Annotated in this window: 22 protein-coding genes; 7 read left to right on the top strand and 15 right to left on the bottom strand. The window is 71.8% G+C overall.

Translation table 11 applies throughout. The features are described 5' to 3' along the window. Nucleotides 1–23 precede the first annotated feature (23 nt). The 4 genes from ACLJOU_RS33095 to ACLJOU_RS33080 all read right to left on the bottom strand — a co-directional run bounded on the left by ACLJOU_RS33095 (nt 24) and on the right by ACLJOU_RS33080 (nt 2,844). A complete protein-coding gene (locus ACLJOU_RS33095) occupies nt 24–584 on the bottom strand; it encodes a maleylpyruvate isomerase family mycothiol-dependent enzyme (RefSeq protein ID WP_410573052.1) in 561 nt (186 codons plus the stop codon). A 1-nt stretch (nt 585) separates the two neighbouring features. Next, nucleotides 586–1,074: an SRPBCC family protein gene (locus tag ACLJOU_RS33090; RefSeq protein WP_410573050.1), complete on the bottom strand. Its 489-nt coding sequence runs from the start codon at nt 1,072–1,074 to the stop codon at nt 586–588. Continuing rightward, nucleotides 1,071–1,430, bottom strand: a complete 360-nt coding sequence (locus ACLJOU_RS33085) for an ArsR/SmtB family transcription factor (RefSeq protein WP_410573048.1) — start codon at nt 1,428–1,430, stop codon at nt 1,071–1,073. Before ACLJOU_RS33085 ends, ACLJOU_RS33090 begins: the two co-directional genes overlap by 4 nt. Nucleotides 1,431–1,545: 115 nt before the next feature. Next, entirely contained in the window at nt 1,546–2,844 is a 1,299-nt protein-coding gene (locus ACLJOU_RS33080; protein WP_410573046.1) for a cellulase family glycosylhydrolase, read from the bottom strand. A 393-nt stretch (nt 2,845–3,237) separates the two neighbouring features. On the opposite strand from ACLJOU_RS33080, the gene ACLJOU_RS33075 reads away from it, so the two are divergent. After that, nucleotides 3,238–6,000: a SpoIIE family protein phosphatase gene (locus ACLJOU_RS33075; protein ID WP_410573044.1), complete on the top strand. Its 2,763-nt coding sequence runs from the start codon at nt 3,238–3,240 to the stop codon at nt 5,998–6,000. A gap of 221 nt (nt 6,001–6,221) precedes the next feature. Further along, on the top strand, nt 6,222–7,859 hold the full coding sequence (locus tag ACLJOU_RS33070) for a DUF6461 domain-containing protein (RefSeq protein ID WP_410573042.1): 1,638 nt from the start codon (nt 6,222–6,224) through the stop codon (nt 7,857–7,859). Here the strand turns inward: ACLJOU_RS33070 and ACLJOU_RS33065 are convergent. Beyond that, on the bottom strand, nt 7,843–9,510 hold the full coding sequence (locus ACLJOU_RS33065) for an alpha/beta fold hydrolase (RefSeq protein ID WP_410573335.1): 1,668 nt from the start codon (nt 9,508–9,510) through the stop codon (nt 7,843–7,845). The genes ACLJOU_RS33070 and ACLJOU_RS33065 overlap by 17 nt on opposite strands. A 150-nt stretch (nt 9,511–9,660) precedes the next feature. Beyond that, nucleotides 9,661–10,179, bottom strand: a complete 519-nt coding sequence (locus ACLJOU_RS33060) for a hypothetical protein (protein WP_410573040.1) — start codon at nt 10,177–10,179, stop codon at nt 9,661–9,663. A gap of 130 nt (nt 10,180–10,309) precedes the next feature. Between ACLJOU_RS33060 and ACLJOU_RS33055 the strand changes: the two genes are divergently transcribed. After that, complete coding sequence (locus tag ACLJOU_RS33055) at nt 10,310–11,332, top strand: LLM class flavin-dependent oxidoreductase (RefSeq protein ID WP_410573038.1); 1,023 nt, start codon at nt 10,310–10,312, stop codon at nt 11,330–11,332. A 42-nt stretch (nt 11,333–11,374) separates the two neighbouring features. Here the strand turns inward: ACLJOU_RS33055 and ACLJOU_RS33050 are convergent, their stop codons facing one another. The 3 genes from ACLJOU_RS33050 to ACLJOU_RS33040 form a co-directional block, all read right to left on the bottom strand. Then, on the bottom strand, nt 11,375–12,139 hold the full coding sequence (locus ACLJOU_RS33050; RefSeq protein WP_410573036.1) for a polysaccharide lyase family 7 protein: 765 nt from the start codon (nt 12,137–12,139) through the stop codon (nt 11,375–11,377). 178 nt (nt 12,140–12,317) lie between these two features. After that, nucleotides 12,318–14,591: a catalase/peroxidase HPI gene (gene katG / locus ACLJOU_RS33045; RefSeq protein WP_410573034.1), complete on the bottom strand. Its 2,274-nt coding sequence runs from the start codon at nt 14,589–14,591 to the stop codon at nt 12,318–12,320. Continuing rightward, nucleotides 14,588–15,040 carry a Fur family transcriptional regulator gene (locus ACLJOU_RS33040; protein WP_410573032.1) on the bottom strand — a complete coding sequence of 151 codons (453 nt, stop codon included), beginning with the start codon at nt 15,038–15,040 and terminating at the stop codon, nt 14,588–14,590. Before ACLJOU_RS33040 ends, katG begins: the two co-directional genes overlap by 4 nt. Nucleotides 15,041–15,145: 105 nt before the next feature. On the opposite strand from ACLJOU_RS33040, the gene ACLJOU_RS33035 reads away from it, so the two are divergent. The 4 genes from ACLJOU_RS33035 to ACLJOU_RS33020 all read left to right on the top strand — a co-directional run bounded on the left by ACLJOU_RS33035 (nt 15,146) and on the right by ACLJOU_RS33020 (nt 19,717). Then, on the top strand, nt 15,146–15,943 hold the full coding sequence (locus ACLJOU_RS33035; RefSeq protein ID WP_410573030.1) for a thymidylate synthase: 798 nt from the start codon (nt 15,146–15,148) through the stop codon (nt 15,941–15,943). Then, nucleotides 15,940–16,398 carry a dihydrofolate reductase gene (locus ACLJOU_RS33030; RefSeq protein WP_410573028.1) on the top strand — a complete coding sequence of 153 codons (459 nt, stop codon included), beginning with the start codon at nt 15,940–15,942 and terminating at the stop codon, nt 16,396–16,398. Before ACLJOU_RS33035 ends, ACLJOU_RS33030 begins: the two co-directional genes overlap by 4 nt. Before the next feature lie 119 nt (nt 16,399–16,517). Next, nucleotides 16,518–18,146, top strand: coding sequence for a GMC family oxidoreductase (locus tag ACLJOU_RS33025; RefSeq protein WP_410573026.1), 1,629 nt, complete (start codon nt 16,518–16,520; stop codon nt 18,144–18,146). Continuing rightward, nucleotides 18,143–19,717, top strand: a complete 1,575-nt coding sequence (locus tag ACLJOU_RS33020; RefSeq protein WP_410573024.1) for a succinic semialdehyde dehydrogenase — start codon at nt 18,143–18,145, stop codon at nt 19,715–19,717. The genes ACLJOU_RS33025 and ACLJOU_RS33020 overlap by 4 nt, the downstream gene beginning before the upstream one ends. Nucleotides 19,718–19,720: 3 nt before the next feature. On the opposite strand, the gene ACLJOU_RS33015 is transcribed toward ACLJOU_RS33020, so the two are convergent. The 6 genes from ACLJOU_RS33015 to ACLJOU_RS32990 form a co-directional block, all read right to left on the bottom strand. After that, nucleotides 19,721–20,086 carry a hypothetical protein gene (locus ACLJOU_RS33015; protein ID WP_410573022.1) on the bottom strand — a complete coding sequence of 122 codons (366 nt, stop codon included), beginning with the start codon at nt 20,084–20,086 and terminating at the stop codon, nt 19,721–19,723. Beyond that, nucleotides 20,023–20,322: a hypothetical protein gene (locus tag ACLJOU_RS33010; protein ID WP_410573020.1), complete on the bottom strand. Its 300-nt coding sequence runs from the start codon at nt 20,320–20,322 to the stop codon at nt 20,023–20,025. Before ACLJOU_RS33010 ends, ACLJOU_RS33015 begins: the two co-directional genes overlap by 64 nt. A gap of 201 nt (nt 20,323–20,523) precedes the next feature. Beyond that, nucleotides 20,524–21,981: a phospholipase D-like domain-containing protein gene (locus ACLJOU_RS33005; protein WP_410573018.1), complete on the bottom strand. Its 1,458-nt coding sequence runs from the start codon at nt 21,979–21,981 to the stop codon at nt 20,524–20,526. Between the two features lie 51 nt (nt 21,982–22,032). After that, nucleotides 22,033–22,953: a PDR/VanB family oxidoreductase gene (locus ACLJOU_RS33000; RefSeq protein WP_410573016.1), complete on the bottom strand. Its 921-nt coding sequence runs from the start codon at nt 22,951–22,953 to the stop codon at nt 22,033–22,035. Next, entirely contained in the window at nt 22,950–23,111 is a 162-nt protein-coding gene (locus ACLJOU_RS32995; RefSeq protein ID WP_410573014.1) for a hypothetical protein, read from the bottom strand. Before ACLJOU_RS32995 ends, ACLJOU_RS33000 begins: the two co-directional genes overlap by 4 nt. Further along, nucleotides 23,108–24,139, bottom strand: a complete 1,032-nt coding sequence (locus ACLJOU_RS32990) for a Rieske 2Fe-2S domain-containing protein (RefSeq protein WP_410573012.1) — start codon at nt 24,137–24,139, stop codon at nt 23,108–23,110. The genes ACLJOU_RS32995 and ACLJOU_RS32990 overlap by 4 nt, the downstream gene beginning before the upstream one ends. Nucleotides 24,140–24,179: the final 40 nt, after the last annotated feature.

Genomic DNA, 24,179 nt, shown 5'->3' with positions numbered 1-24,179 from the left:
AACCGCACCGACCCCCGGGGTGGTCAGGGGCGCCAGGCCGGGTCGCGGCCGAGGAAGCCCATCAGCCGGTCCTGGGCCGAGGCGTCGCCGGGGACCGGCACCGCCGGCCCGAACTGCCCGCTCTCGCGCAGCATCGCTTCCATCGGCTGCATCCCGGCCAGCGTGGCGGCGCAGCGCTCCTCGCCGAGGTCCGGCTCGCGCCCGAGCGCCTTGGCCAGATCCCAGGAGTGCATCCAGACGTCGTTGGTGTAGAACTGGTCGATCGCTTCGTCGACCGGCCGGTCGCCGGTGTGCGGGTTGCTGAGCACGCGGCCGGCGGGGTCGTCGAGGATGGCCTGGATGTCGGCGACGTGCTGCTTCCAGGCGCCGGCCGGGTCCGCTTCGACGGCCAGGGCCGGCAGGTCGATCCCGGCCCCCCGCAGGAACGCCCGCGGCCACTCGACCAGGTGCCGCACGACGTCGAGGGCGGTCCAGTCCGCGACCGGGCTGGGCCGCGTCCAGTCGCCCGCCGAGGCCGATTCCGTGAGCTCCGTGAAGCGGGCCGCGTCCTGGGCGTGCCGTCGGGCGGGTCCGGACGAAGTCATTTCACGCTTCCTTCGCGAGCAGTGCGTCGAGCTTGGCGTAGCCCTCGTCGACCCCGGTGTCCATGCCGCTCGCCAGCATCCCGTCGCGGGTCGCGAAGTCCTTGACCACGCTCAGCACGTGCAGCCGGGTGCGGCCGCCCTCGAGTTCCTCGAGGGTCAGCGTTTCCAGGGCGACGCCGTCGGGTTCGCCGTCGTAGGTGAACGTCGAGACGATCCGCTCGTTCGGCCGCACGTCGTGGAAACAGCCGTGGAAGGCGGCGATCTCCTCGCCGTCGCGGTCGTTGGCGAACGCCCACTCGCCGCCGGTGCGCGCGTCCCACCGCGTGATCCGGGTGGTGACCGAGTACGGCCCGACCCACTGCGCGTACAGCTCGGGGTCGGTGTGCGCGCGGAACACCTGCTCGGGTGCGGCGTCGAAGTCGCGGACGATCCGGATGCTCGGGACCTTCTCGTCGGCCAGTATTTCGGTTCGGTGCGTCGTGCTGGTCATGATGCGTCCTCTTCGGGTCGGGTTCCGTCGCCGGTCATGCGGCCCAGCAGCGTGTCGAGGCGCCGGTAGCGCTCCTCGGCCTGCCGCCGGTACCGCTCGATCCACTTGGTCATCAGGTCGAACACCTCGGCGTCCAGGTGGACCGGACGGCGCTGGGCGTCCTTGCTGCGCGTCACCAGGCCGGCTTCCTCGAGCACCTTCACGTGCTTGGAGATCGCCTGAAGGCTGACGTCGTACGGCTCGGCCAGCTCGCCGACGGTCGCGTCCGCGCCGGCCAGCCGCGCCACCAGGTCGCGCCGCGTCGGGTCGGCCAGTGCCGCGAACACGCGGTTGAGCCGCTCGCTGTCCTCGTCCACCGCGTTGTCCTCAACTCTTCGGTTGAACAAGAACCTAGAACCCGCCCCGGCCCGTTGTCAACCGATGAGTTGAGAAAGGGTGGGGGTTCCGCGCGCGGAACCCCCACCCGGGGGATCAGAAGTGATCCGGGGTGTTGATGCGGCTCCGGACCAGCGCGCCGGACGCGGTCAGCCGTCCGGTGCCGTAGTCGCTGCCCGCGCAGGTGCCGGGCTGCAGGGCGGCGCTGCTTTCGTCCGCGTCGGAGTACGTCCAGTTCGCGTAACTGATCTGGAGCTGGTCGAGCAGGTCCAGCCAGGTCGTGGTGCTCGCCTGGTCCAGGGTGCCGCCGCCGGTGGCGGTCACCGTGCCGAACTCGGTGACGAACAGCGGCAGCTTCGCGGCCGCCCGGCTCACCGTGGCGCGGTAGTTGTCCTTGTGGCTGGCGGCGTAGAAGTGGAACGTGTACATGATGTTCGAGGCGTTGACCGGGTTGTTGACGATCTCGGTTTCGTTGGAGCCGTCGGAGACGCCGAGCGACGACCAGCCTCGGGTGCCGACGATCACCACGGCGTCCGGGTCGGCGGCGCGGATCACCGGGATGACCTGCTCGGCGTAGGACTTGATGGCGCCCCAGCTGACGCCGTTCGGTTCGTTGGCGATCTCGTAGATCACGTTCTTCCGCGCCGCGTTCCGCGCGGCGACCGCCGCGAAGAAGGTCTTGGCGCGGTCGAGGTTGTAGTTCGGGTCGCCCGGGGTGAGGGTGTGGAAGTCGATGATCGCGTACATGCCGCGTTCCTCGGCCTCGCCGACCAGGCTGTTGACCCGGTCGGTGAACCAGGCCGGGTTGGTTTCGTAGCCCTTTTCCTGCACGTACATGGCGATGCGCAGCAGGTCCGCGTGCCAGTCGTTCGCGAGGGCGTCCAGGGAGGCGTCGTTGTAGCAGGAGTCGAACCACTGGAGGCCGTGCGTGCTCATGCCGCGCAGCTGGATCGCCCGGTTCGCCTCGTTGCACAGGTGGACGCCGCAGACGTGCAGCTGGCCGTTGGCGGCCAGCGGCGTGCTGCCGGAGGGCGTGGTGGTCGTTGTTGTGGGTGTCGTCGTGGGTGTGGTCGTGGGTGTCGTCGGCGTGGTGGGGGTGGTGGTGGTCGTCGTCGACCCGGTGCAGGTGACGCCGTTGAGGGTGAAGGACGCCGGTATCGGGTTGGCGCCGGTGGTGGTGCCGGTGAAGCCGAGGTCGGCGACGGCACCGGTGCCGAGGGTCCGGTTCCAGTCGGTGTTGGCCGCGGTCGCCGTCGCGCCGGACTGCGACCAGGTGGCGTTCCAGCCTTGCGCGACCTTCTGGCCGGCGTCGGGGAAGGTGAACTTGAGCGACCAGCCGCTGACGGCGTCGCCGAGGTTGGTGACCTTGACCCCGGCCGGAACCCGCCCTGCCACTGGTTGGTGACGGTGTAGTCGACCCGGCAGCCCTGCGCGGCGGCCGAAGCCTCCGGCATGGCGAGCACGGCGGTGCCGCCGAGAACCGTCGCGCCGGCGGTGGCCAGCGCAGCGATGGAGCGCTTCATTGAACTCCCTTTGGTCCGTGTTCGAGTGTTTCGACAGGCTGGGAGCGCTCCCAGAGATGAGAACATCCGACGGAGGGGATCGTCAAGGGCGCCGGTCGCTTCGGGTGGGGGAGGCGGCGCGGGGGCGGTGGGGTGGACGCGGGTCGTCGGCAACGGGGAAGGGCTTGCCGGCCGCTGGGCGATTCAAGGAGATATCTGCACCCGTCACGACAGATTTCTCTCCCGATCGGGCGCTGAATCGCGCTCCGGCCGTCGGCTCCGTAGGGTGTTCGCAGCCGCGCTGCGGGTCGACGTTCGTGGGAAGCCGGGGAACATGCAGCCGGAGGACTTGCGGGATCTCGTCGACGGCCTGCCCGTCGTCGTGTGGGAGGCCGACGCCCGCAGCGGTGCCTTCACCTTCGTCTCCGCCGCTTCCCGCACCTTGCTCGGCCATCCGCCCGAGTCGTGGCTGGCCGATCCGGCGTTCGCTCTCTCGGTGGTCCACCAGCAGGACCGCGACCACTGCGCGCGGGCGCGGGCGGCGGGCCGGAGCCAGGGCGGTTACGAAGTCACCTACCGCGCCCTGACCGGCGACGGCCGGGTGGTGTGGCTGCACGAGCTGGGCCGGTGCGCCCCCGGTGGCGCGACGATCGGCGGTGTGCTGCTGGACGCCTCCGGCCGGCAGTCCGAGGCGGAACGGCAGCGGTTCCTCGCCGGCTTCGAACGGGGCCTGCAGGAACTGGCCGACCCCGAGGACATCATGGTGTACGCGGCCCGCAGCCTCGGCGAACACCTGCGCGCCGACCGCTGCGCCTACGCGGAAGCGGAAGAGGACGAAGACCACTTCCTGATGAGCGGGGACCACGCCACGGGCCTGCCGCCGCTGCCCGGCCGCTTCGCCATGTCCGAGTTCGGGGACGGCTGCATGCGGGCCATGCGGGCCGGCCGTTCGTGGGTGGTCGCCGACAGCCTCCACGACGAGCGCCTCGAGCCGGCCGACCGGCACGCCTACCGCGTGACCGGGATCCGCGCCGTCATCTGCGTGCCGCTGCTGCGCGGCGGCCGGTTCGTCGCGGCGATGGCCGTGCACCAGGCGACGGTCCGGGAGTGGACGGACGCGGAGATCGAGCTGGTCGAGCTCATCGTGAGCCGGTGCTGGGAGTCCATCCAGCGCACGCACGCCGGGCGCGCCCTCCGGGACAGCGAACAACGGCACCGGCTGCTGGTGGAGCGCGCCACCGACGCGATCTGGGTGCTCGATCGCGACCTGCGGTTCGTCGAGATCAACTCGGCGGCCTGCGAGCTCCTCGGGTACGCGCGCGACGAGCTGATCGGCACGCCGATCACCGCCCTGCTCGACGCCGCCGGCCGCGACCGGTGGCGGCAGCTGATCGCCCGGCCGGGCACCGTGCGCGAGACCAGCGAAGTCGACCACGTCCGCCGGGCCGACGGCACGGAAATGGCGCTGGAGCTGAGCATCCAGGCGACGCCGTCGGGCGTGCAGGCCATCGGCCGCGACGTCACCGAACGGCGCCGGCGCGAAGCCGAGCGGGAACTGCTGCTGCAGCGGGAGCACGAGATCGCCGAGACGCTGCAGCGCGGCCTGCTGCCGCGCGAACTGCCCGCCCTGCCGCGGATCGCCGCCGCGGCGCGCTACCAGCCGGCGGCCGTGCACGCCCAGACGGGCGGCGACTGGTACGAGCTCGTGTCCGTGGGACCGACGCGGATCGCGTTGTCCGTCGGTGACGTCGTGGGCAAGGGACCGCAGGCCGCGGCGGTGATGGGACAGTTGCGCAGCGCGCTGGCCGGCAGCCTGCTCGACGGCCTCGGCCCGGCCGCCGCCCTCGACCGCCTCGACGCCTTCGCCGGGCGCACCGCGGGGGCGGCCGGCACGACCTGCGCCTGTCTCACGCTCGACTGGGAAACCGGCGAGCTGTGCTGGGCCGTGGCCGGCCACCCGCCGCCCGTGGTGGTCGAGGACGGAAGCGTCCGGCTGCTGCCCGGCCGCGGTGCCGTGCTCGGCGGCCCGGACCGGACGCGCTACCGCGAAGACACCGCGACCCTGACTCCCGGCGCCTCGGTGCTCCTGTACACCGACGGCCTCGTCGAGCGACGTGCCGAGCCGATCGACGAAGGACTGCGGCGGCTGTGCGAAGCCGCAGCCGCCGCGCACGCCCGCGCGCCGGAGGAGCTGGTCACCGCGATCGCCGAGGCCCTGCTCGACAGCGGGCAGGAGGACGACGTCGCGTTGCTGGCGATCCGGCTGCTGCCGCCACCGCTGCAGCGGCGTGCGGCCGCCGAGCCCCACGTGCTGCAACGCCTGCGCGACGACCTCGAGCGCTGGTCGGCGCTCGCCGCCCTGCCCGCGGAACTGCACCAGGACCTCAGCCTCGCCATCGGGGAGGCCGTGGCCAACTCCGTCGAGCACGCCTTCCCGCGGACGCCGGGCGAGGTCACGTACTCGGTGACCCGCACGGCGGACGGCCGGTTCGACGCCCTCGTCCGCGACGACGGCCACTGGCGCCCGGAGCCGGCGGACAACAGCCACCGCGGCCGCGGCATCGGGATCATCCAGGCGCTCTCGGAGCAGTTCGGCATCGACCACGGCGACGACGGCACCGCCGTCCGCTTCCGCATCGCCGCGAGCCCGGACCCGGCCTCCGCGCAAACCCCCGCCGGCGTCCGGGAAAGCCGGCCGGCGCCGCCCGGCTCCCCGAACGTCACGGTGGACGACAGCGCGCCCGAATCCTTAACGCTGAAGCTGACCGGAGACCTCGACCTGGCGACGATCGGCGAAGTCCGCCCGGCTGTCCTCGCCGCGGTCGAGGCGACGGCGTCGAAGTCCGTGGCCATCGACGTGACCGAGCTGGGCTACTTGAGCAGCTGCGGCATCGCCCTCCTCCTGGACGTCGCGACGGTGACCGGGCGCCGCGGGCTGACGTTCAAGACGCGGGCGAAGGCGCGCTCGGCGCCGCTTCGCATCCTCGAGCTCGCCGGCCTGGCGGGACCGAGGTCAGGGGCTTTCCCGGTCGAAACCGTCAGCCTCTGAGGCGGTCCGGCTCGCGGGTCCCTTGTGGACGGTGACCGCGGCACGCGAGCCCGCGCCGGCGGATATTTCCCAGACGCGGTATCGCCACGCGGGTTCCGGACGAACATGGTCCCGGTCATCGCTGCCTCCCCAGTCGATCGGTACCGGCCGGAGGCTACGGGAGGGGTCCGACAATTCCGGTCCGCCTCCAGCTCCGGCCCGGTTTCTGGCACAGTGGTCGCATGGGGGAGGACCTCGCCGCCGCGGTGGCCCCAGCCGTGGCCGCCGTCCGTGCCGTGCTCCCGCCCGCGCCGGCCGCGGTGCTGGGCCGCCTGCGGTCGGAGCCGGAGCCGCGCGGGTTGCCGGACGAGTCCGCGGTCGTCCGGTCGCTGCGGACCCTGCCGTCGTGGGTCATCGAGCGGGTGCACGGTGCGGTGGAGCTGACGCTGGCCGAGCTGCAGGTCCCGGCGCCTTCGGTGACGGGCGCGCTCGAACCGCCGCCCTCGTCCGGGGCCTTCGCCTTCATCACGTCCGACAGCGAAGCGGAAGCGGTGCGGCAGACGCGTTTCCTGCACCAGACCCGGCCCGGCCTGCTGGAGCTGGTGGCGGACCTGACCGCCGGCCTGGTGGAGGACACGACGCTGTTCCGCACCGTCGAGGGCGACGAAGCGGCGATCGCGGCCGCGCACGGAGCCGACCACCTGGCCATCGCGCTGGTGACCGCGACGATCGCCGCGCGCGAGGCCGGCTGCCCCGATGCCGCGGGCATCGTCGGCACGGCGCTCGGGGTCGCGGCGAACCTCCTCCGCACGGCACCGATGCCCGCCGGGTACGCGGCGGCACTGCGGGAAAAAGAGCGGGCCGGATACCTGCTGCCGCAGTACGGGAGCACCTCAGCGGAAGTCCGCGACCACGTCTTCGCCCTGACCGAAGGCGGCTTCCCGGCCTTCGGCAGCTTCGCGGAGAACGGTCTCGCCGAGGCCGTCGACGGAGGCGTGGTCGTCCGCACCGGCACGGAGGCGGGCTGGGTCCAGGTCGGTGTCCGGGTGCTCGCCGAGCCGCCGGCCGAGGTGGAAACCCTGGGCTGGGACGAGGTCGTGGAGCTCAGCTGGCGCGCCGAGCACGGCTCGGCCGGCGTGGGCGGGCGGGCGAAGACCCCGCCGTGGCCCGGCGACTACCGCGTCCGCGTGCACGCCTACGGCCGCGACGACCCGGAGACCGAGGGCTACAGCCTCTGGATCTGGGCGGCCCCGCCCGGGCCACCGGTGGTGCACGCCCGCGCCGACCGCCTCGGCCACCGCCTCCGCGGCGAGCCGGAGCCGCCGACGGCGGATCGACCGGAGGTGCGCTACCGCTGGATCCGGCGGTCGCGGCTCACGGTGGCCGCGACGGTCACGGTCGTCACCGGGCTCCCCGCGGAGGAGGTCATCCGCGGGTTCGGTGCCGATCCGGCCGAGCCCGAGCCGCTGGACGAGCTGCGCGAGCAGTACCGGGACCAGTGGCTGGCGGTCGGCGACTTCGGCGGGGTCGTGGTGGTGGTCGAGGAGAACGGTTTCATCGGCTCCCAGGCCCCGGTGCTGACGGCGGTGTCCCGGGCCGGCCGGGCGGCGAGCATGTTCTGGAACGTCAACGGCGTGACGCGCCTGTCCTTCGCCCGCGGCGGCGAGGTCCTGACGTCGTTCGAGCCGGGGCTGCAGGAGCCGTCCGGAACCGGCGAGGTCACCGCGGCGCTGGCCGGCCTCGACCTGGCGAACTTCCGCGACCGGGACGAGAAGGGCCTGGTCGCCGTCGAGCGGTTCACCGGACGGGGGCTGTACCCGGAGGACCTCGAGGACATCGAGCGGCTCGGGCTGGCCTACCGGATCAGTGCTCGCGGTTGACCGCGCTGATTTCGTCCTGGAGCCGTTCCCGGACCGTCGTGCGGGAGTCCCGCGCCGCGGGCGCCGGCGGCTGGGACGGTTCGCCCACCGGGCCCGGCACCGGGAAGACCTGGTGCTCGCCCGGCAGCGGGACGCCGGGGCAGATGGTCGCCGCCGGCCGCGCGCCGCCGAGGAAGAAGCCGTTCACCAGTTTGTCCACACAGGAATTCCCGCTCACGGCGTACTGGCCGTGGAACGGCGATTCCGCCACCGAGATCATCGGGATCCCGGCCGCGCGCGCCGCCGCCTCCGCCTGCTCGTACCCGGTCTGCGGGTCGAACTCGCCCTGGACGACGAGGATGTTCTTCGCCGCCTTCGACGAGAGGTTCGGCAGTTCGTGCTGGGGCGGGTCGGACCAGAAGCCGCACGCCTCGCTGAGGCCGTACGCCCAGCCGAACAGCGGGTACGCCGGCCCCTGCAGGTCGCTGAGCAGCTTGTACCAGCTCGCCGTCCGCGTCGGCTGGTCGCCGCACGCCACAGCGAGCCGCGTGCCGGGGACGTCGGCGTAGTCGGGCTCGGGCGGGTCGGCGGCCACGTCGGTGGCGGTCAGCTGGGCGGCCGGACGCCCGAAGACGGCCCGCGAGGCCCGGTCGAGGGCGTCGGTCAGCGCGGCCGGCGCCGAGGTCGTCTTGCCGTCGAGCGCCGCCGCGCCCTTGGTGAGGACCAGGGCGCCGGTCATCCACTGCCGGGTGCTGCCGTTGCCGACGAAGACCGAGTCGAAGACGTCGGGCGGCACCCCCTTGGTCTTGAAGAAGGCCCGCAGCCGCTCCCACTTGGCCTTGACCTCCGTGGCGGTCTTGCCGAGCTGCTCCGGGAACCGGCGGGCCAGCCACGGCGCGTAGACGCGGTCGAACTGGCGCTGGTCGATCTTCGGGAACGCTTCGAACGCGGCCTGGAGGCGGCCTTCGAAGTTCACGCTGGAGTCGAGGACCATCTTCCCGGCGTGCTCGGGGAAGAGCGACGCGTACTTGGCGCCGAGCCACGTGCCGTAGGAGAAGCCGAGGTAGTTCAGCTTTTCGTCGCCCAGCAGCGCGCGGATCAGGTCCATGTCGTGCGCGGTCTGCCAGGTGGTGATGAACGGCGCCCGCGCGTCGCTCTGGCAGGCCTCGGCCAGCACGCGCGGTGTCCGCTGGTGCAGGGCGATGCTTCCGGCCGAGCGGTCGCGGGCGTCGAGGTCGTCGTCGTCCGTGGGCAGCCGCCCCAGCGGCACCCGGCACACGTACCCCTCGTCCGTGCCGCCCTCTTGGCCGGTGCCGCGGGGATCCATGCCGATGATGTCGTAGTGCTCGTTCACCGCCGGTTCCAGGCCGGCCAGCGCGCCGGCCAGCGACGTGCCCCGGCCGCCGGGGCCGCCGGGGTTGACCAGGATCGCGCCCTGCCGGGTGCCGGTGGCCGCCGCGCGGCTGATCGCCACCTGCAGGTCGTTGCCGGCGGCGGGGGCCGCCCAGTCGCGGGGGACGGTGATCCGCGCGCACTGCGCCGGGTGGGGCTGGCTGCGCTGCTTGAACGGGCAGGCGCCCCAGGCGACCTCCTGGCTCCGGTACGGGGCGAGCGGGTCGGGCGTGGTGGCGGCGGCCGGTGCCGTGGCCGCGACCAGGACCGAGACGACCACCGCCAGTCCAGCTCGGGACGTTCGCACCGCAGTCTTCCTTCCTCGCGCACCGGCCGGGCCAGATCCAATCACGCCCGGTGGGGAGCGGCAGCACGGGAACCGCGTCCTACCGGGAAGATTCCGTCGATCCGGTGAACGCGGCGGCGCAGGTCAGGTGCGGTACGGGCCGTGGTTGCCGAGATCGGGGGCCACCCGCGGGTGCGGGCCCTCCTGCCCCGGCACCGGGGTGACCGTGGGGCGCCACGCCGGGTCGGTCGACGCCTGCTCGACGACCACCTCGGTGGCCGGCCGGACGTAGGTCTCGGTCATCGGCCGGTCGGTTTCGCGGTCCTGGAAGTGCTCTTCGACGATCCGGTCCTGACGGCGGCGGGAGAGCACGGCCAGCGTCAGCACGTGCGCCACGGCCATCAGCAGCAGGAAGACGCCGAGCCGGCCGACGAGCGCGGCCGTCGAGCCCGACCACTGCGGGCCGACGACCGAGAGCAGGGCGAGCACGCCGAACGACACGAGGTGGAAGACGGTCACCACCATCCAGGCCATCGAGCCGGTCCCCTCCGCGCCGTCCGGCCCGCTCAGGTACCGCCGGCCGCCGCGGTAGAGGACCTGGCCGTCCGCCACCACGAACACCAGTCCGATGATCAGGAACCCCGTGAGGTCGTTGTCGGGCATGCGTCTCCTCCTCGTTTCCCGAAGGAGTACCCCGGCCGGGCCGGGCGTGGGCGCCGGTTCACCGGAACGAGCGACGGTCGGACCGCTCACACCGGGGAATCAAATCGGGCCGCCGGACGTCTGAGGGCGTGTGAAGAAGATTGGCTTCCTGTCCTTCGGCCACTGGTCGGAGAGCCCGCACTCCGAGACCCGGTCGGCCGCCGACTTCCTGCACCAGTCGATCGACCTGGCGGTGGCCGCCGAGGAGCTCGGCGTGGACGGCGCCTACTTCCGCGTGCACCACTTCGCGCGGCAGGCGGCCAGCCCGTTCCCGCTGCTCGCGGCGATCGGCGCGCGGACGTCGAAGATCGAACTCGGCACCGGCGTGATCGACATGCGCTACGAGAACCCGCTGTACATGATCGAGGACGCGGGTGCCGCCGACCTCATCTCGGGCGGCCGGCTCCAGCTCGGCATCAGCCGGGGATCCCCCGAGCAGGTGATCGACGGCTGGCGGTACTTCGGTTACGCACCGGGCGAGGGCGAGACGGACGCCGACATGGCCCGCCAGCACACCGAGGTGTTCCTCAAGCTCCTGGACGGCGACGGCTTCGCGCAGCCGAACCCGCGGCCGATGTTCGCCAACCCGCCGGGGCTGCTGCGGCTCGAGCCGCACTCCGCGGGCCTGCGCGACCGCATCTGGTGGGGCTCCGGCTCGAACGCGACGAGCGTCTGGGCGGCGAAGCTGGGCATGAACCTGCAGAGCTCGACGCTCAAGGACGACGAGACGGGCGAGCCGCTGCACGTCCAGCAGCGCAAGCAGATCGAGGCCTACCGCGAGGCGTGGACCGAGGCCGGCCACGAGCGCGAGCCGCGGGTTTCGGTCAGCCGCAGCATCTTCGCGCTGACGAACGACCAGGACCGCGCGTACTTCGGCCGCGACCGCCACTCGCGCGACCAGGTCGGCATGATCGACGAGAACACCCGCGCCATCTTCGGCCGCTCCTACGCGGGCGAGCCCGACGAGCTCGTGCGGCAGCTCAAGGAGGACGAGGCCATCCAGGCCGCGGACACGCTGCTGCTCACCATCCCGAACCAGCTCGGCGTCGACTACAACGCGCACGTGCTGGAGAACATCGTGCGGCACGTGGCCCCGGAGCTGGGCTGGCGCTGACGCGGGAGCGGCCCGGTGGGGTGGCGGCCGGGCCGCTCGTCGTCAGCTGTGCGTGACCTTCAGGCCGTAGAACGCGACCCGCGCGCCCTTCGTCGTGCTGTCCGAAGAGGACTGGTTGTACGAACCGGCCTTGAAGTACTGCTTGTACGCCTTGAACGACGACGGGATGCCGTAGTGCGTCGTCGTTCCGTTGACCGTGAGGTCGATGGTGTTGCCGCCGGAGATGCCGATCGTGTACGTCCACGTCTTGCCGACCGAGACGTGGCCGACGGTGTGCGCCGTCTGCCCGCCGTCGGGGGAGTTCTCCGTGCCCAGCACGATGTCGCCGCTGGCCCGGTAGTACAGCTCCAGCAGCGGTTTCGTCGACGAGCCGCCGGTGCCGAGGTGCACCTGGCCGACGCACACGTTCGACGTCACCGACACCACCCGCAGCGTCGCGTTCAGCTTGTGCGATCCGCTCAGCGACCAGTTCGCCGAGGATCCGTCGCGGTTCATCTCGCGCAGCTCCGACCGCGCGTAGTTCGAGTTCGGCGTGGTGACGCCTTTTTCCGGCGCCCAGAAGGTCATCGCGCCGTCGCGGGTGTCGGTGTAGAAGTAGCTGTCCTGGAAGCCGTTCGGCCCCTGCAGCCGGGACGACGAAATGGTCGTCGGGCTGTCCGGTGAGCCGACCGGCTCCTGCAGCTGCCAGACCGAGAGGTCGAAGTTGCCGCCCGGGGCCACGGACGGGTCCGCCGCCAGTGCGGGGGAGGCGGTCGCCGCGGCCAGGGCCGGGATCGCCAGGAGGACGAGCAGGGCACGCACACGCATCGTCGGGTGTCCTTTCGCGGTGGGGACACTGCACCATTCGTTCACGGATGTGAAATAAATGGTCTGGACAACCCGGCGGCGTGGGACCCACGGTAGGTCGGCGCTCACCCGTTGTCAAGATCACGCCGGACACGAAACGGGCCCGGCCGAAACCCGGCCGGGCCCGTTCTGCGCCGGATCAGGCGAGGTCGAAGCGGTCGAGCTCCATGACCTTCGTCCACGCCGCCACGAAGTCGGCGACGAACTTCTCGCGGGCGTCGTCGCTGGCGTAGACCTCGGCCAGCGCCCGCAGCTGCGAGTTCGACCCGAAGATCAGGTCGACCGCGGTGGCGGTCCACTTGACCTCGTCGGTCGTCACGTCGCGGATCTCGTAGACGTTTTCACCGGACTCCGCCGCCTTCCACCGGGTGCCCGGCGCGAGCAGGTTGGCGAAGAAGTCGCCTGAGAGCACGCCCGGCTTGTCGGTGAGGACGCCGTGCGCGGCCCCGCCGTGGTTGGTGCCGAGGGAACGCAGGCCACCGACCAGGACGGTCATCTCGGGTGCGGACAGGCCGAGCATGTAGGCGCGCTCGACGAGCAGCACCTCCGGCTGCAGCTTCTCACCGGAGCGCAGGTAGTTGCGGAACCCGTCGGCGCGCGGCTCCATCACCTTGAAGGAGTCGACGTCGGTCTGCTCCTGCGAGGCGTCGGTGCGGCCCGGGTGGAACGGCACGGTCGTCTCGACGCCGGCGTCGCGCGCCGCCTTCTCGACGGCGGCCGAGCCGGCCAGCACGATCAGGTCGGCGAGCGAGATCTGCGCGCCGCCCGCCTCGTTGAACTCGCGCTGGACGCCCTCGAGGACCGCCAGGACCTTGCCGAGCTGCTCGGGCTGGTTGACCTCCCAGTTGCGCTGCGGTTCCAGGCGGATCCGGGCGCCGTTGGCGCCACCGCGCTTGTCGGTGGAGCGGAAGCTCGCGGCCGACGCCCACGCGGTGGAAACCAGCTCGGAAACCGACAGGCCGGACTCGAGGACCTTCGCCTTGAGGGCGGCGATGTCGGCGTCGCCGACGAGCTCGCCCTCGACGGCCGGCACCGGGTCCTGCCACAGCTGCGGCTCGGCGACCCACGGGCCGAGGAAGCGGCTGACCGGGCCCATGTCACGGTGCAGCAGCTTGTACCAGGCCTTGGCGAAGGCCAGCGCGAACTCGTCCGGATTCTCCAGGAACCGGCGCGAGATCGGGCCGTAGACCGGGTCGAAGCGCAGCGACAGGTCCGTCGTGAGCATCGTCGGCTTGTGCTTCTTGTTCGGGTCGTACGGGTCCGGGATGATCTCCGGCGCGTCCTTCGCGACGTACTGCTTGGCGCCGCCGGGGCTCGTGGTGAGCTCCCACTCGTAGCCGAAGAGGATCTCGAAGAAGCGGTTGCTCCACTCGGTCGGCTTGTCGGTCCACGTCACCTCGAGGCCGCTGGTGATCGTGTCCGGGCCCTTGCCGCTGCCGTGGGTGCTCAGCCAGCCGAGGCCCTGGGCCTCGAGGTTCGCGCCTTCCGGCTCCGGGCCCACGTGGTCGTCGGCGATGCCGGCGCCGTGGGTCTTGCCGAAGGTGTGGCCGCCGGCGATGAGGGCGACGGTCTCCTCGTCGTTCATCGCCATCCGGCCGAAGGTCTCGCGGATGAAGTGGGCCGCCGCCTCGAAGTCCGCGCTGCCGCGGGGACCCTCGGGGTTGACGTAGATGAGGCCCATCTCGGTCGCGCCGACCTCGGGCGCCATCTCCGAGTCGCTGACGTAGCGCTCGTCACCCAGCCAGGCGTCCTCCGGGCCCCAGATGATCTCCTCGGGCTCCCAGACGTCGACGCGGCCGAAGCCGAAGCCGAAGGTCTTGAAGCCCATCGACTCCAGGGCGACGTTGCCGGCCAGCACGAGCAGGTCGGCCCACGAGATCTTCTGGCCGTACTTCTGCTTGACCGGCCACAGCAGGCGGCGCGCCTTGTCGAGGTTGGCGTTGTCGGGCCAGCTGTTGAGCGGGGCGAAGCGCTGGTTGCCGTCCCCGGCGCCGCCGCGGCCGTCGTGGATGCGGTAGGTGCCCGCGGCGTGCCAGCTCATCCGGATCATCAGGCCGCCGTAGTGGCCGAAGTCGGCGGGCCACCAGTCCTGCGAGGTGGTGAGCACCTCGGTGATGTCCCGCTTGAGGGCCTCGACGTCGAGCTTCGCGAACTCCTTGGCGTAGCTGAAGTTCGCGCCGAGCGGGTTGCCCTTGGCGGAGTGGGCGTGCAGCACCGACAGGTCGAGCTGGTTGGGCCACCAGTCCTTGTTCGTGCGCGGCCGGCCGCCCGTCTTCGGCTTCGGGGAATCGATCGCCGGGTTTTCGCTCTCGCTGCCGTGCGAAGTCACCGAGTCGTGCGCGACCGGGCAACCGGCCGCCGCCTTCTTGTCCACGCCCTGCGCGCTGGACGGGGTGTCCTGGGTGGAGCTCATTTACTTCCTTCCGGGAGCGGCGAATCATTTCGGGGACGGTCGGCCGCGCAGTCGGGGCAGGTGCCCCAGTAGACGACCTCCGCCTGGTCGATCACGAAACCGTGGTCGTCCGAAGCGGTCAGACAGGGGGTGTGGCCGACGGCGCAGTCGACGTCGGCTATCGCCCCGCACGAACGGCACACGACGTGGTGGTGGTTGTCACCGACCCGGGCCTCGTAGCGCGCGTTCGCGCCGGCCGGCTGGATGCGCCGGATCAGGCCGGTGTCGGTGAGCGCCCGCAGCACGTCGTAGATCGTCTGGTGCGAAACCGTCGGGTGCTCGGCCCGCACCAGGTCGATCACCGTCTCGGTGTCGACGTGCGGGTGGTCGCGCAGCGCGGCCAGCACGGCCAGCCGGGGCCGGGTGACCCGCAGCGAGACCGCACGCAGCTGTGCTTCGAAGTCCGACATCACCGCCGACCCTAGGGCCTTTTCTGGAATGGGTCAAGTTTGGCTCTCGTCCGAGTGGCCCAGCCGGGGTTCACGCTGAGTCAGCGGCATGGCTAGGCTCCGGGCATGCCGGACACGCAGTACGAAGACCTCCTCCGCCACGTCCTCGACACGGGCGCCCGCAAGGGCGACCGTACCGGCACGGGCACGAGGTCGATCTTCGGGCACCAGCTGCGGTATCGCCTGTCCGAGGGTTTTCCCCTCATCACCACGAAGAAAGTCCATTTCCGCTCCATCGCCTACGAGCTGCTGTGGTTCCTGCGCGGCGACGCGAACGTCTCGTGGCTGCAGGAGCACGGCGTCACGATCTGGGACGAGTGGGCGGCTCCGGACGGCGACCTGGGTCCGGTGTACGGCGTGCAGTGGCGCTCGTGGCCGACCCCGGACGGCGGACACGTCGACCAGATCGCCGAGGTCCTGCGCACGCTGCGTGAGAACCCGGACTCCCGGCGCATCATCGTCTCGGCGTGGAACGTCGCCGACATCCCGCGCATGGCGCTCCCGCCCTGCCACGCGTTCTTCCAGTTCTACGTCGCCGGCGGCGAGCTGTCCTGCCAGCTCTACCAGCGCAGCGCGGACCTGTTCCTCGGTGTGCCGTTCAACATCGCCAGCTACGCGCTGCTGACGCACATGATCGCCGCCCAGGTGGGCCTGGAGGTCGGCGACTTCGTCTGGACCGGCGGCGACTGCCACGTCTACGACAACCACGTCGACCAGGTCCGCACGCAGCTGGCCCGGGACGCGCGGCCGTTCCCGGCGCTGGGCCTGAAGCCCGCCGACAGCCTGTTCGACTACACCTACGAGCACTTCTCGCTCGAGGGCTACGACCCGCACCCGGGCATCAAGGCGCCGGTGGCGGTGTGATCGGGCTGGTCTGGGCGCAGGCGGCGAACGGGGTCATCGGGCGGGACGGTTCGCTGCCCTGGCACCTGCCCGAAGACCTCAGGCACTTCAAGGAGCTGACCGCCGGGGCGGCCGTGGTGATGGGGCGCCGGACGTGGGAGTCGCTGCCGCCGCGGTTCCGGCCGCTGCCGGGCCGGCGCAACCTGGTGCTGTCGTCGGCGCCGCAGGAGGGCGTCGAGACGTTCGCGGACCTGCCGTCCGCGCTGGCCGCGGTGTCCGGTGACCTGTGGGTGATCGGCGGGGCGGCGGTGTACCGGGCGGCGCTGCCGTTCGCGGATCGGATCGTGGTCACCGAGCTGCGGGAGTCCTTCGAGGGCGACACGTACGCGCCCGAGGTCGGGCGCCCGGCGGAGGCCGCCGGGGAGTGGCTGGAGTCGTCGACCGGCCTGCACTACCGCTTCCTCACCTGGTCCTGACGGGCACTTTCCCGTGAAAGTGCCCGCCTCCGGGCCGTTGCGCTCGCCGGGGTCGGCGCTATACGGTGACTGGAACTAGAACACGTTCCAGTTCCAGCGGGTCGTAGCGAGGAGCGGACATGGCGGACAAGGCGGCGCGCGGCAACGAGGCCGACTACGTCGTCGTCGGGTCGGGCAGCTCCGGAGCGGCGATCGCGGGGCGGCTGGCGCAGGCCGGGGCCAGCGTGATCGTCCTGGAAGCCGGGAAGAGCGACGAGCAGCTGCTGGTCCGGAAACCCGGGCTCGTCGGGCCGATGCACGCCGTGCCGCAGCTCAAGAAGCTGCTCGACTGGGGCTACTACGGCGTGCCGCAGAAACACGTTCTCGATCGGCGCATGCCGGTGCCCCGGGGGCGGGTCGTCGGCGGCTCCAGCTCCATCAACGGCATGGTCTACGTCCGCGGCAACCGCGCCAACTTCGACTCCTGGGCCGCCGAAGGCAACACCGGCTGGGACGCCGACAGCGTCAACGCCGCCTACAAGCGCATGGAGGACTTCGAGGACGGCGAGAACGCCTTCCGCGGCGCGGGCGGCCCGATCCGGATCACCCGCGCGAAGAATCCGCAGGAGGGCTCACTGCAGTTCGTCGAGGCCACCGCCGACGCGCTCGGCTGCAAGATCCTCGACGACTACAACGCCGAGTCCCAAGAAGGCGTCAGCCGCATGCAGCAGAACGCCGCCGACGGCCTGCGCTACAGCGCCTCGCGCGGCTACATCCACCACCTCGCGCCCCCGACCCTGCAGCTGCAGTCCGGGGTGCTCGTCGAGAAGGTGCTCATCGAAAACGGCCGCGCCGTCGGGGTCGAGGTGGTCGACGGCCGCCGCCGGCGCACCATCCGGGCCGGCAAGGAGGTCATCCTCTCCGCCGGGGTCATCGGGTCGGCCCAGCTGCTCATGCTGTCCGGCGTCGGCCACGCCGAGCACCTGAAGGAACACGGCATCGACGTCGTCGCCGACCTGCCCGTCGGCGACAACATGCACGACCACATGTTCCACGCCCTGACGTTCCACGTGTCGTCCAGCAAGAACAAGGGCACGGCCCCGTACTTCGCCCGCGGGCTGGCCCGGGAGCTGCTCCGCCCCGGCACCACGTTCCTGGCGAACTCGGTCTTCGAGGCGGTCGCCTTCCTGCGCACCTCGCAGGCCGGGGCGGTCCCCGACCTGCAGCTGCACCTCCTGCCGTGGGCGTACGTTTCGCCCAACCAGGACGCGCCGATCCGGCACGCGGTCGACAAGCGCGGCGCCCTGACCGTGCTGACGACGCTCATCTACCCGAAGAGCCGCGGCACGCTGCGGCTGGCCTCGGCCGATCCCGCCGCGCCGCCCCTGATCGACTTCCGGTACCTGTCCGACCCGGCCGACCTCGAGCTGCTCGGCGAGGGCTCGGAAATGGTGCGCGAGATCTTCGCGTCCAAGGCGTTCAAGGGCTCGGTCAAGGAAGAGATCCACCCCGGCAAGGACCTCGAGGGCCAGGCGCTGCGCGACGCGATCCTCAACCGGGCGACCTCGGTCTACCACGGCGTCGGCACCTGCCGGATGGGCGTCGACGAACTCGCCGTCGTCGGCCCGGACCTGCGGGTCCGCGGCGTCGAGCGGCTGCGGGTCTGCGACGCCTCCATCATGCCGTCGATCACCGGCGGCAACACCAACGCGCCCTGCATCATGATCGGGGAAATGGGCGCCCAGCTGGTCCTCGGGAGCCGGTCATGACCCTCACCCCGCTCGGGCTCACCCGTCCCGCGTCCGTCACCGACGCGTTCCTGCGGCAGCTCGTCGCCCGGGTGCCGGGCTCGGCCGGCGCGACCTGGAAGCTCACCGAGGTCTACACCGGCGACGTCCTCGTCGAGCTGCCGCAGTCGGCGCCCGAGGACATCGAGGGGGCGTTCGCCGTCGCGCGCGAGGCCCAGCGCAGGTGGGCGGCCACCCCGCTCAAGCAGCGGCTGGCCGTGTTCAAGCGGGCGCACGCGCTGTTCGTCGAGCAGGCGCGGACGATCGCCGACCTCATCCAGGCCGAAAGCGGCAAGAACCGGCGGATGGCGATCGAGGAAACCTGCGACCCGCCGATGGTGATGAGCCACTACCTGAAGCGGGCCGCCCGCCTGCTCGCGCCGGCCAAGCGCGGCGGCCCGGTGCCGCTGCTGACGACGTCGACCGAGGTCCGGCTGCCCAAGGGTGTCGTCGGCATCATCGCGCCGTGGAACTTCCCGTTCGCCACCGGGGTTTCCGACGCGGTGCCGGCGCTGATGGCGGGCAACGCGGTGGTGCTGAAGCCGGACAACAAGACGGCGCTCTCGCCGCTCTACGGCGTCCGGCTGCTGGAGCAGGCGGGGCTGCCGGAAGGCCTGTTCCAGGTGGTGTGCGGCGAAGGTCCCGACGTCGGCCCCACGCTGATCGACCACGCCGACTACGTGATGTTCACCGGCTCGACGGCGACCGGCCGGGTGATCGGCGAGCGGGCGGGCCGCAACCTGATCGGCTGCTGCCTCGAACTCGGCGGCAAGAACCCGATGATCGTGCTGGAGGACGCTTCGCTGGCCGAAGCCGTCCGGGGCGCGATCTTCGGTGCGTTCGGCAACACCGGCCAGATCTGCATGCACATCGAGCGGATCTACCTGCCGGAGTCCCGGTACGAGGAGTTCAAGACGGCGTTCGTGGCGGCGGCCTCGGCCCTCGACGTCCGCGCGGCGTACGACTTCGGCCCCGACATGGGGTCGCTGGTCTCGGTCGACCACATGCGCCGCGTCAAGTCCCATGTGGACGACGCGGTCGCCAAGGGCGCCACCGTGTTGTGCGGTGGCAGGCCGCGGCCCGACCTCGGCCCGGCCTTCTTCGAGCCGACGATCCTCGAGGGCGTCACCGCGGACATGCTCTGCGGCGTCACGGAAACCTTCGGGCCGGTGGTGGCCCTGCACAAGTACCGCACGGTGGACGAAGCGGTGGCGCTGGCCAACGACACGGACTACGGCCTGAACGCCTCGGTCTGGAGCACCGACGTCGCGGCCGCGCGCGCGGTGGCGGCACGCATCGAGTCCGGCAACGTGAACGTCAACGACGTCCTGGCGACCGCGTACGCGGCCAAGGGGACGCCCTCGGGCGGGGTGAAGAACTCCGGCGTCGGGGCCCGCCACGGCGATCAGGGGCTGCTCAAGTACACGGACGTGCAGAACCTGGCCGTGCTGAAGAAGCAGGTGATGGGCCCGCGGCCGGGGCAGGGGTACGAGAAGTACGTGGAGAGCATGCTTTCCGGGCTGAAGCTGATGCGGAAGCTGCGGATCCGGTAGCGTTCACGGCCGGCTGTCGACACGGGCGCGCAGGGCCTGGCCGAACCACGTGAACACGGGTTCGAGGTCCGGGAACGGCGGCCAGTCGTCGATGGTGGCCACCTGCTGCCAATACCGCGTGACGCGGGCAACCCCGGCGACCTCGAGCCGGTCGAGGATCCACCGCTTCAGCCGGCTGTCGTCGGCCTTGCCGAACGTCTCGGCGTAGTGGGCGTTGAGCGTGGCGACGACACCGCCGGCCTGCTCCGAGTCCGGGGCGATGCCGGTCGCGAGCGCTCGGCCGACTTCCTCGCGCACGGTTTCGGTCAGGTCGTGGTGCAGGCCGGTGGTGTCGCCGTCGGCGCGCTGGGCCGCCTGGTACGCGGCCATCCGGCGCACCGCGGTCCGGAATCCGCGGTCCGGAATCCGCTGTCCTGGACCAGTTCGACGAGCTCCATCCACGCCTCGACCTGTGCGGGGGTGGCGTCTTCGGAGAGCTCCGGCATGCTCGACCGCAGCAGTTCCACCATGGCCGGATTGGCGTCGGCACCGCCGAAGGTGTCGTCGACGAAGTCGTGGATGTAGCGGCGCCGTTCGGCGTCGGTCAGGTTCACCAGTTCGTGCATCAGATCCCTCTCCCGCGGAGTCGATTTCCGGTTCGCGACCGCGGCCAGTACCGCACGCCGCAGGCGCAAGTCACGGATCTGCGCGTCGAGAGCGGCCGCGTGCACCGCGGCGACTGGGGCCAGGGAGGTCTCCTCGGCGAGGACGCGCCGGACCGTGGCCAGATCGATGTCCAGCGCTCGGGGAGACTCAACGCGAACCGCTCAGCCGTCCACCAGCAGCCCCCGCAACGGGCCCTGCAGCCGGGCCGCGCGGCGGGAGGCGCCCGGCAGCAGGACCAGCCGGTGGGTGCGCTGCTCACCGCGGCGTTCCCGCTCGGCCTGCTCCTCGGCGAGGGGCCGCCACAGGTTGTCGACGATGTCCGCCGGGTCGCGGTTCTCCAGCTCCGACACCGGATGCCCGAGGTGCTCGGCCCACAGCCGCAGCCGGGTGCCCCTGGCGACCTCCGGGTCGTCGGTGACGAGGTTGACCTCGGTGTCGTTGAACAGCGAATGCTCGTTGAGGTTCGCCGAGCCGATGGTCAGCCACTCGTCGTCCACGATGCCGAGCTTCGCGTGCACGTACACCGGCGCCGACGCGTCCCCGTCGTGCGCGCTGATCGTCGTGGCCAGGAGGCGGTGGTGGCCGTCGTCCGCGTCCAGCAGGCGGCCCAGCTGGCCGCGCGTGGTGTCGGAGCCGTTGCTGGGCTTGCGCGGCAGCAGCAGCACCACGCGGAAGTCGTCGGACGGCGGGTTCTGCAGCTTGTCGAGGAGGACCTCGGCGATTTCCGGCGACCACAGGAACTGGTTCTCCAGGTAGACCAGCCGCCGCGCCGAACGGAGGGCGCGCAGGTAGCCGTCGAGGATGGTGAAGTCGCCCTTCGGCAGGAAGTCGTAGGTGTCGTTCGGCACCGTCTTCTGCAGCTGGACGCGGCTGGAGCCGGCGGGCTCCGGGACCGCGGGTTCGGGCAGCGCCTCGCCCGCCACTTCGGTCCAGCGCCGCCGGAAGTGCCCGGCGACGTCGGCGACCGCGGGTCCTTCGAGCCGGGCCATCAGGTCGTGCCAGCCGATGGGCCGCGGCGGGTGGTCCGGGCTGTCGTGCCGATCGCCCTCCAGCGCGGTGAAGTCCACGCCGCCGACGAACGCGACGGCGTCGTCCACGACCACCAGCTTCTCGTGGTGGCAGTGCATGGTCCGTTCGCGGGCGTCGAGCACGCAGCGCACGTCCGTGCCTTCGGTGAACTTCCGCCGTTCGGACCGGGCCAGCTTCCGCGACGGCTGGAACGCGGGGAACGGCGGCCCGGCCCACAGCAGCACGCGGACCTCGACCCCGCGCCCGGCGGCCTCGGCCAGCAGCTCACGCAGGGTGGGCGAGCCCGGCTCCCGCGTCAGCCGGAAGTCCGCGCTCGCGTGCCAGTTCGCGATGTGCACGTGCGACTTCGCCCGCCGGATGGCGTCGGCGACGGCGGGCAGCGACTCCTCGCCGTCGATCAGCACCTCGACCCGGTTGCCCTCGCGCACCGGCGCCCGCCCGCCGAGCCGGTCCTGCGCACCGCCGGGCGCGAGCACGTCACCCCAGCCGAGCCGGTGCAGCCGCCGCCGGTGGTGGGCGCACAGGACACGCTCGAGTCCGTCGCCGAGCCGCTCGTCCACCTTGTCCACGAAAGAGTCAAACGTCGTCACGACTCCCATATCACTACAGATCGGGCCGGTTCGCCGTGCAGTGACGCTGCGTCAGAGGTCGAGCACCAGCCGGGGCGAACAGGCGCGGGACACGCAGAGCATCATCACCTCGTTCTCCTGGCGTTCCTCCGCGGTCAGCACGGAGTCCCGGTGGTCCGGCGTCCCGCCCAGCACCCCGGTTTCGCAGGTGCCGCACGTGCCCTCCCGGCACGACGACAACACCGTGATCCCGGCGTCCTCGACCACTTCCAGGATCGAGCGGTCCGCGGGCACCGGCAGCACCCGGCCCGAGCCGGCCAGCTCGACCTCGAAGGCCGTGCGCTCGCCGTCGTCCGGCAGTGGGGCGAAGCGTTCGACGTGCAGGTCCGCCGGGGCGAGCGCCTCCACCGCCGCCAGCAGCGGTTCCGGGCCGCAGCAGTACACGGCCGTGCCCGGCTTCGCCGCGGCCAGGATTGCCGGGAGGTCGAGCAACCCGTGTTCGTCCTGCGGCCGGAATGTCACGCGGTCGCCGTGCGCGGTGAGCTCGGCCGTGAACGCCATCGAAGCACGCGTCCGGCCGCCGTAGACCAGCTGCCAATCGCGGCCGGCCGCGGTGGCGGCGTCGAGCATCGGCAGGATCGGCGTGATGCCGATGCCGCCGGCGACGAACAGGTACCGCTCGGCGTCCACCAGCGCGAAGTGGTTGCGCGGGCCGTCCACCTCGACGAGGTCCCCGGGTGACAGCGAGTCGTGCACGTACGCCGAGCCGCCGCGGCCGCCGGGCTCGCGCAGCACGGCGACCTGGTAGGCCGACCTGTCCGCGGGGCGGCCGCACAGCGAGTACTGCCGCACGACGCCGCCGGGCAGCCGGAGGTCGACGTGCGCCCCCGGGTCCCACGGCGGCAGCGGCTCGCCGCCCGGCGCGCGGAGCGTCAGCCGGACGACGCCGTCGGCCAGCTTTTCCTTGCGGTCCACCAGCAGTTCCCGGGTCATCGGTGTCCCTCGGGGTGGGCGAGCAGCCAGTCCCACAGCCGCACGGGGTCGTCGAACTCGCGCTCGGCGCCGCAGTGGCAGACCGCGCGCAGCCGGTCGGTGCCGAGCACCCAGTGGATGCGGTTGACGTGGTCGCCGGTGAGCATCGGTCCGGTCATGACGCCGCCAGCCGCTGCAGCATCCGGCGGGCCGCCAGGCCGCCGGTGTCGACGTTGATCGAGAGCTCCTGGTAGCCGTCCGGTTCGGTGGCGATCACCCGCTCGAGGACGTCGAGGGCTTCGACGTCCTGCAGCACCACGGTCCGGTTGTTCTCGGCGAGGAAGGCCGACACGCCTTCGTCGTCCAGTGCGAAGTCCCGGGCCACCGCCCAGAAGTCGTGCGTCGAGTTCTCCGTCTCGGGCGTGATGGCGTAGACGACCTCGACGTGGAAGGCGTCCGGGTCGCTGCCGTCGGGATCGGGCACGGACCCGACCGGCGCGATGCGGCTGTGCAGCTTGTACAGGCACGGCGGCGTGTACTCGATGTCCTGCCAGCGCGTGATGCGCCCCTCCAGGCCGGTCGACTTGGCGTAGAAGGGCGGGCACGCGGCGTCGGCCATGTGCCGCGAGACGTAGACGACGCCGGCGTCCTCGTCGACCTCGGTGGTGATCGGCGTTTCGGCGACCTCCGGGGTGCCGATGTAGCCGCCGTGCAGGTAGGTCTCGTGCGACAGGTCCAGCAGGTTGTCCACCAGCAGCGAGTACCGCGCCTTCAGCGGTTCCATCCCGCGGACGGTGGTGTAGCCCGGCGAGTCGAGCCAGGGTGCCCGCGGGATCGCCGCCGCGTCCGCCTTGGCCGGGTCGCCGATGAACACCCAGACGAAGGAGTCCTGCTCCACCAACGGGTACCGCGTCAGCCGCGCGGTCCGCGGCACCCGGGTCTGCCCCGGCACGGCCACGCACTTGCCGTCCGCGCCGTAGGTGAACCCGTGGTAGCCGCACACGACCTGGTCGTCGACCAGCCGCGAAGGCGCCTGCGACAACGGGAACCGCCGGTGCACGCACCGGTCGGCCATCGCGGTGACGCTCCCGTCCCGGGTCCGCCAGAAGAGGATGGGCTCGCCGCAGACGGTGCGGCTGAACAGCTCGGCCCCGATCTCGGAGCCGTAGGCGGCGACGTACCACTGGTCGCGGGGGATGGCGCTCATCGAGGTCGTCCTTTCGTGGTGGGCCGGGTCACAGCCTGGA

Origin of the sequence: Amycolatopsis sp. cmx-4-61 (assembly GCF_046548775.1) — a bacterium.
Lineage (GTDB): Bacteria > Actinomycetota > Actinomycetes > Mycobacteriales > Pseudonocardiaceae > Amycolatopsis.
The sequence above is the reverse complement of the archived record's forward strand: the minus strand, read 5'-3'. Positions and strand labels throughout refer to the sequence as shown.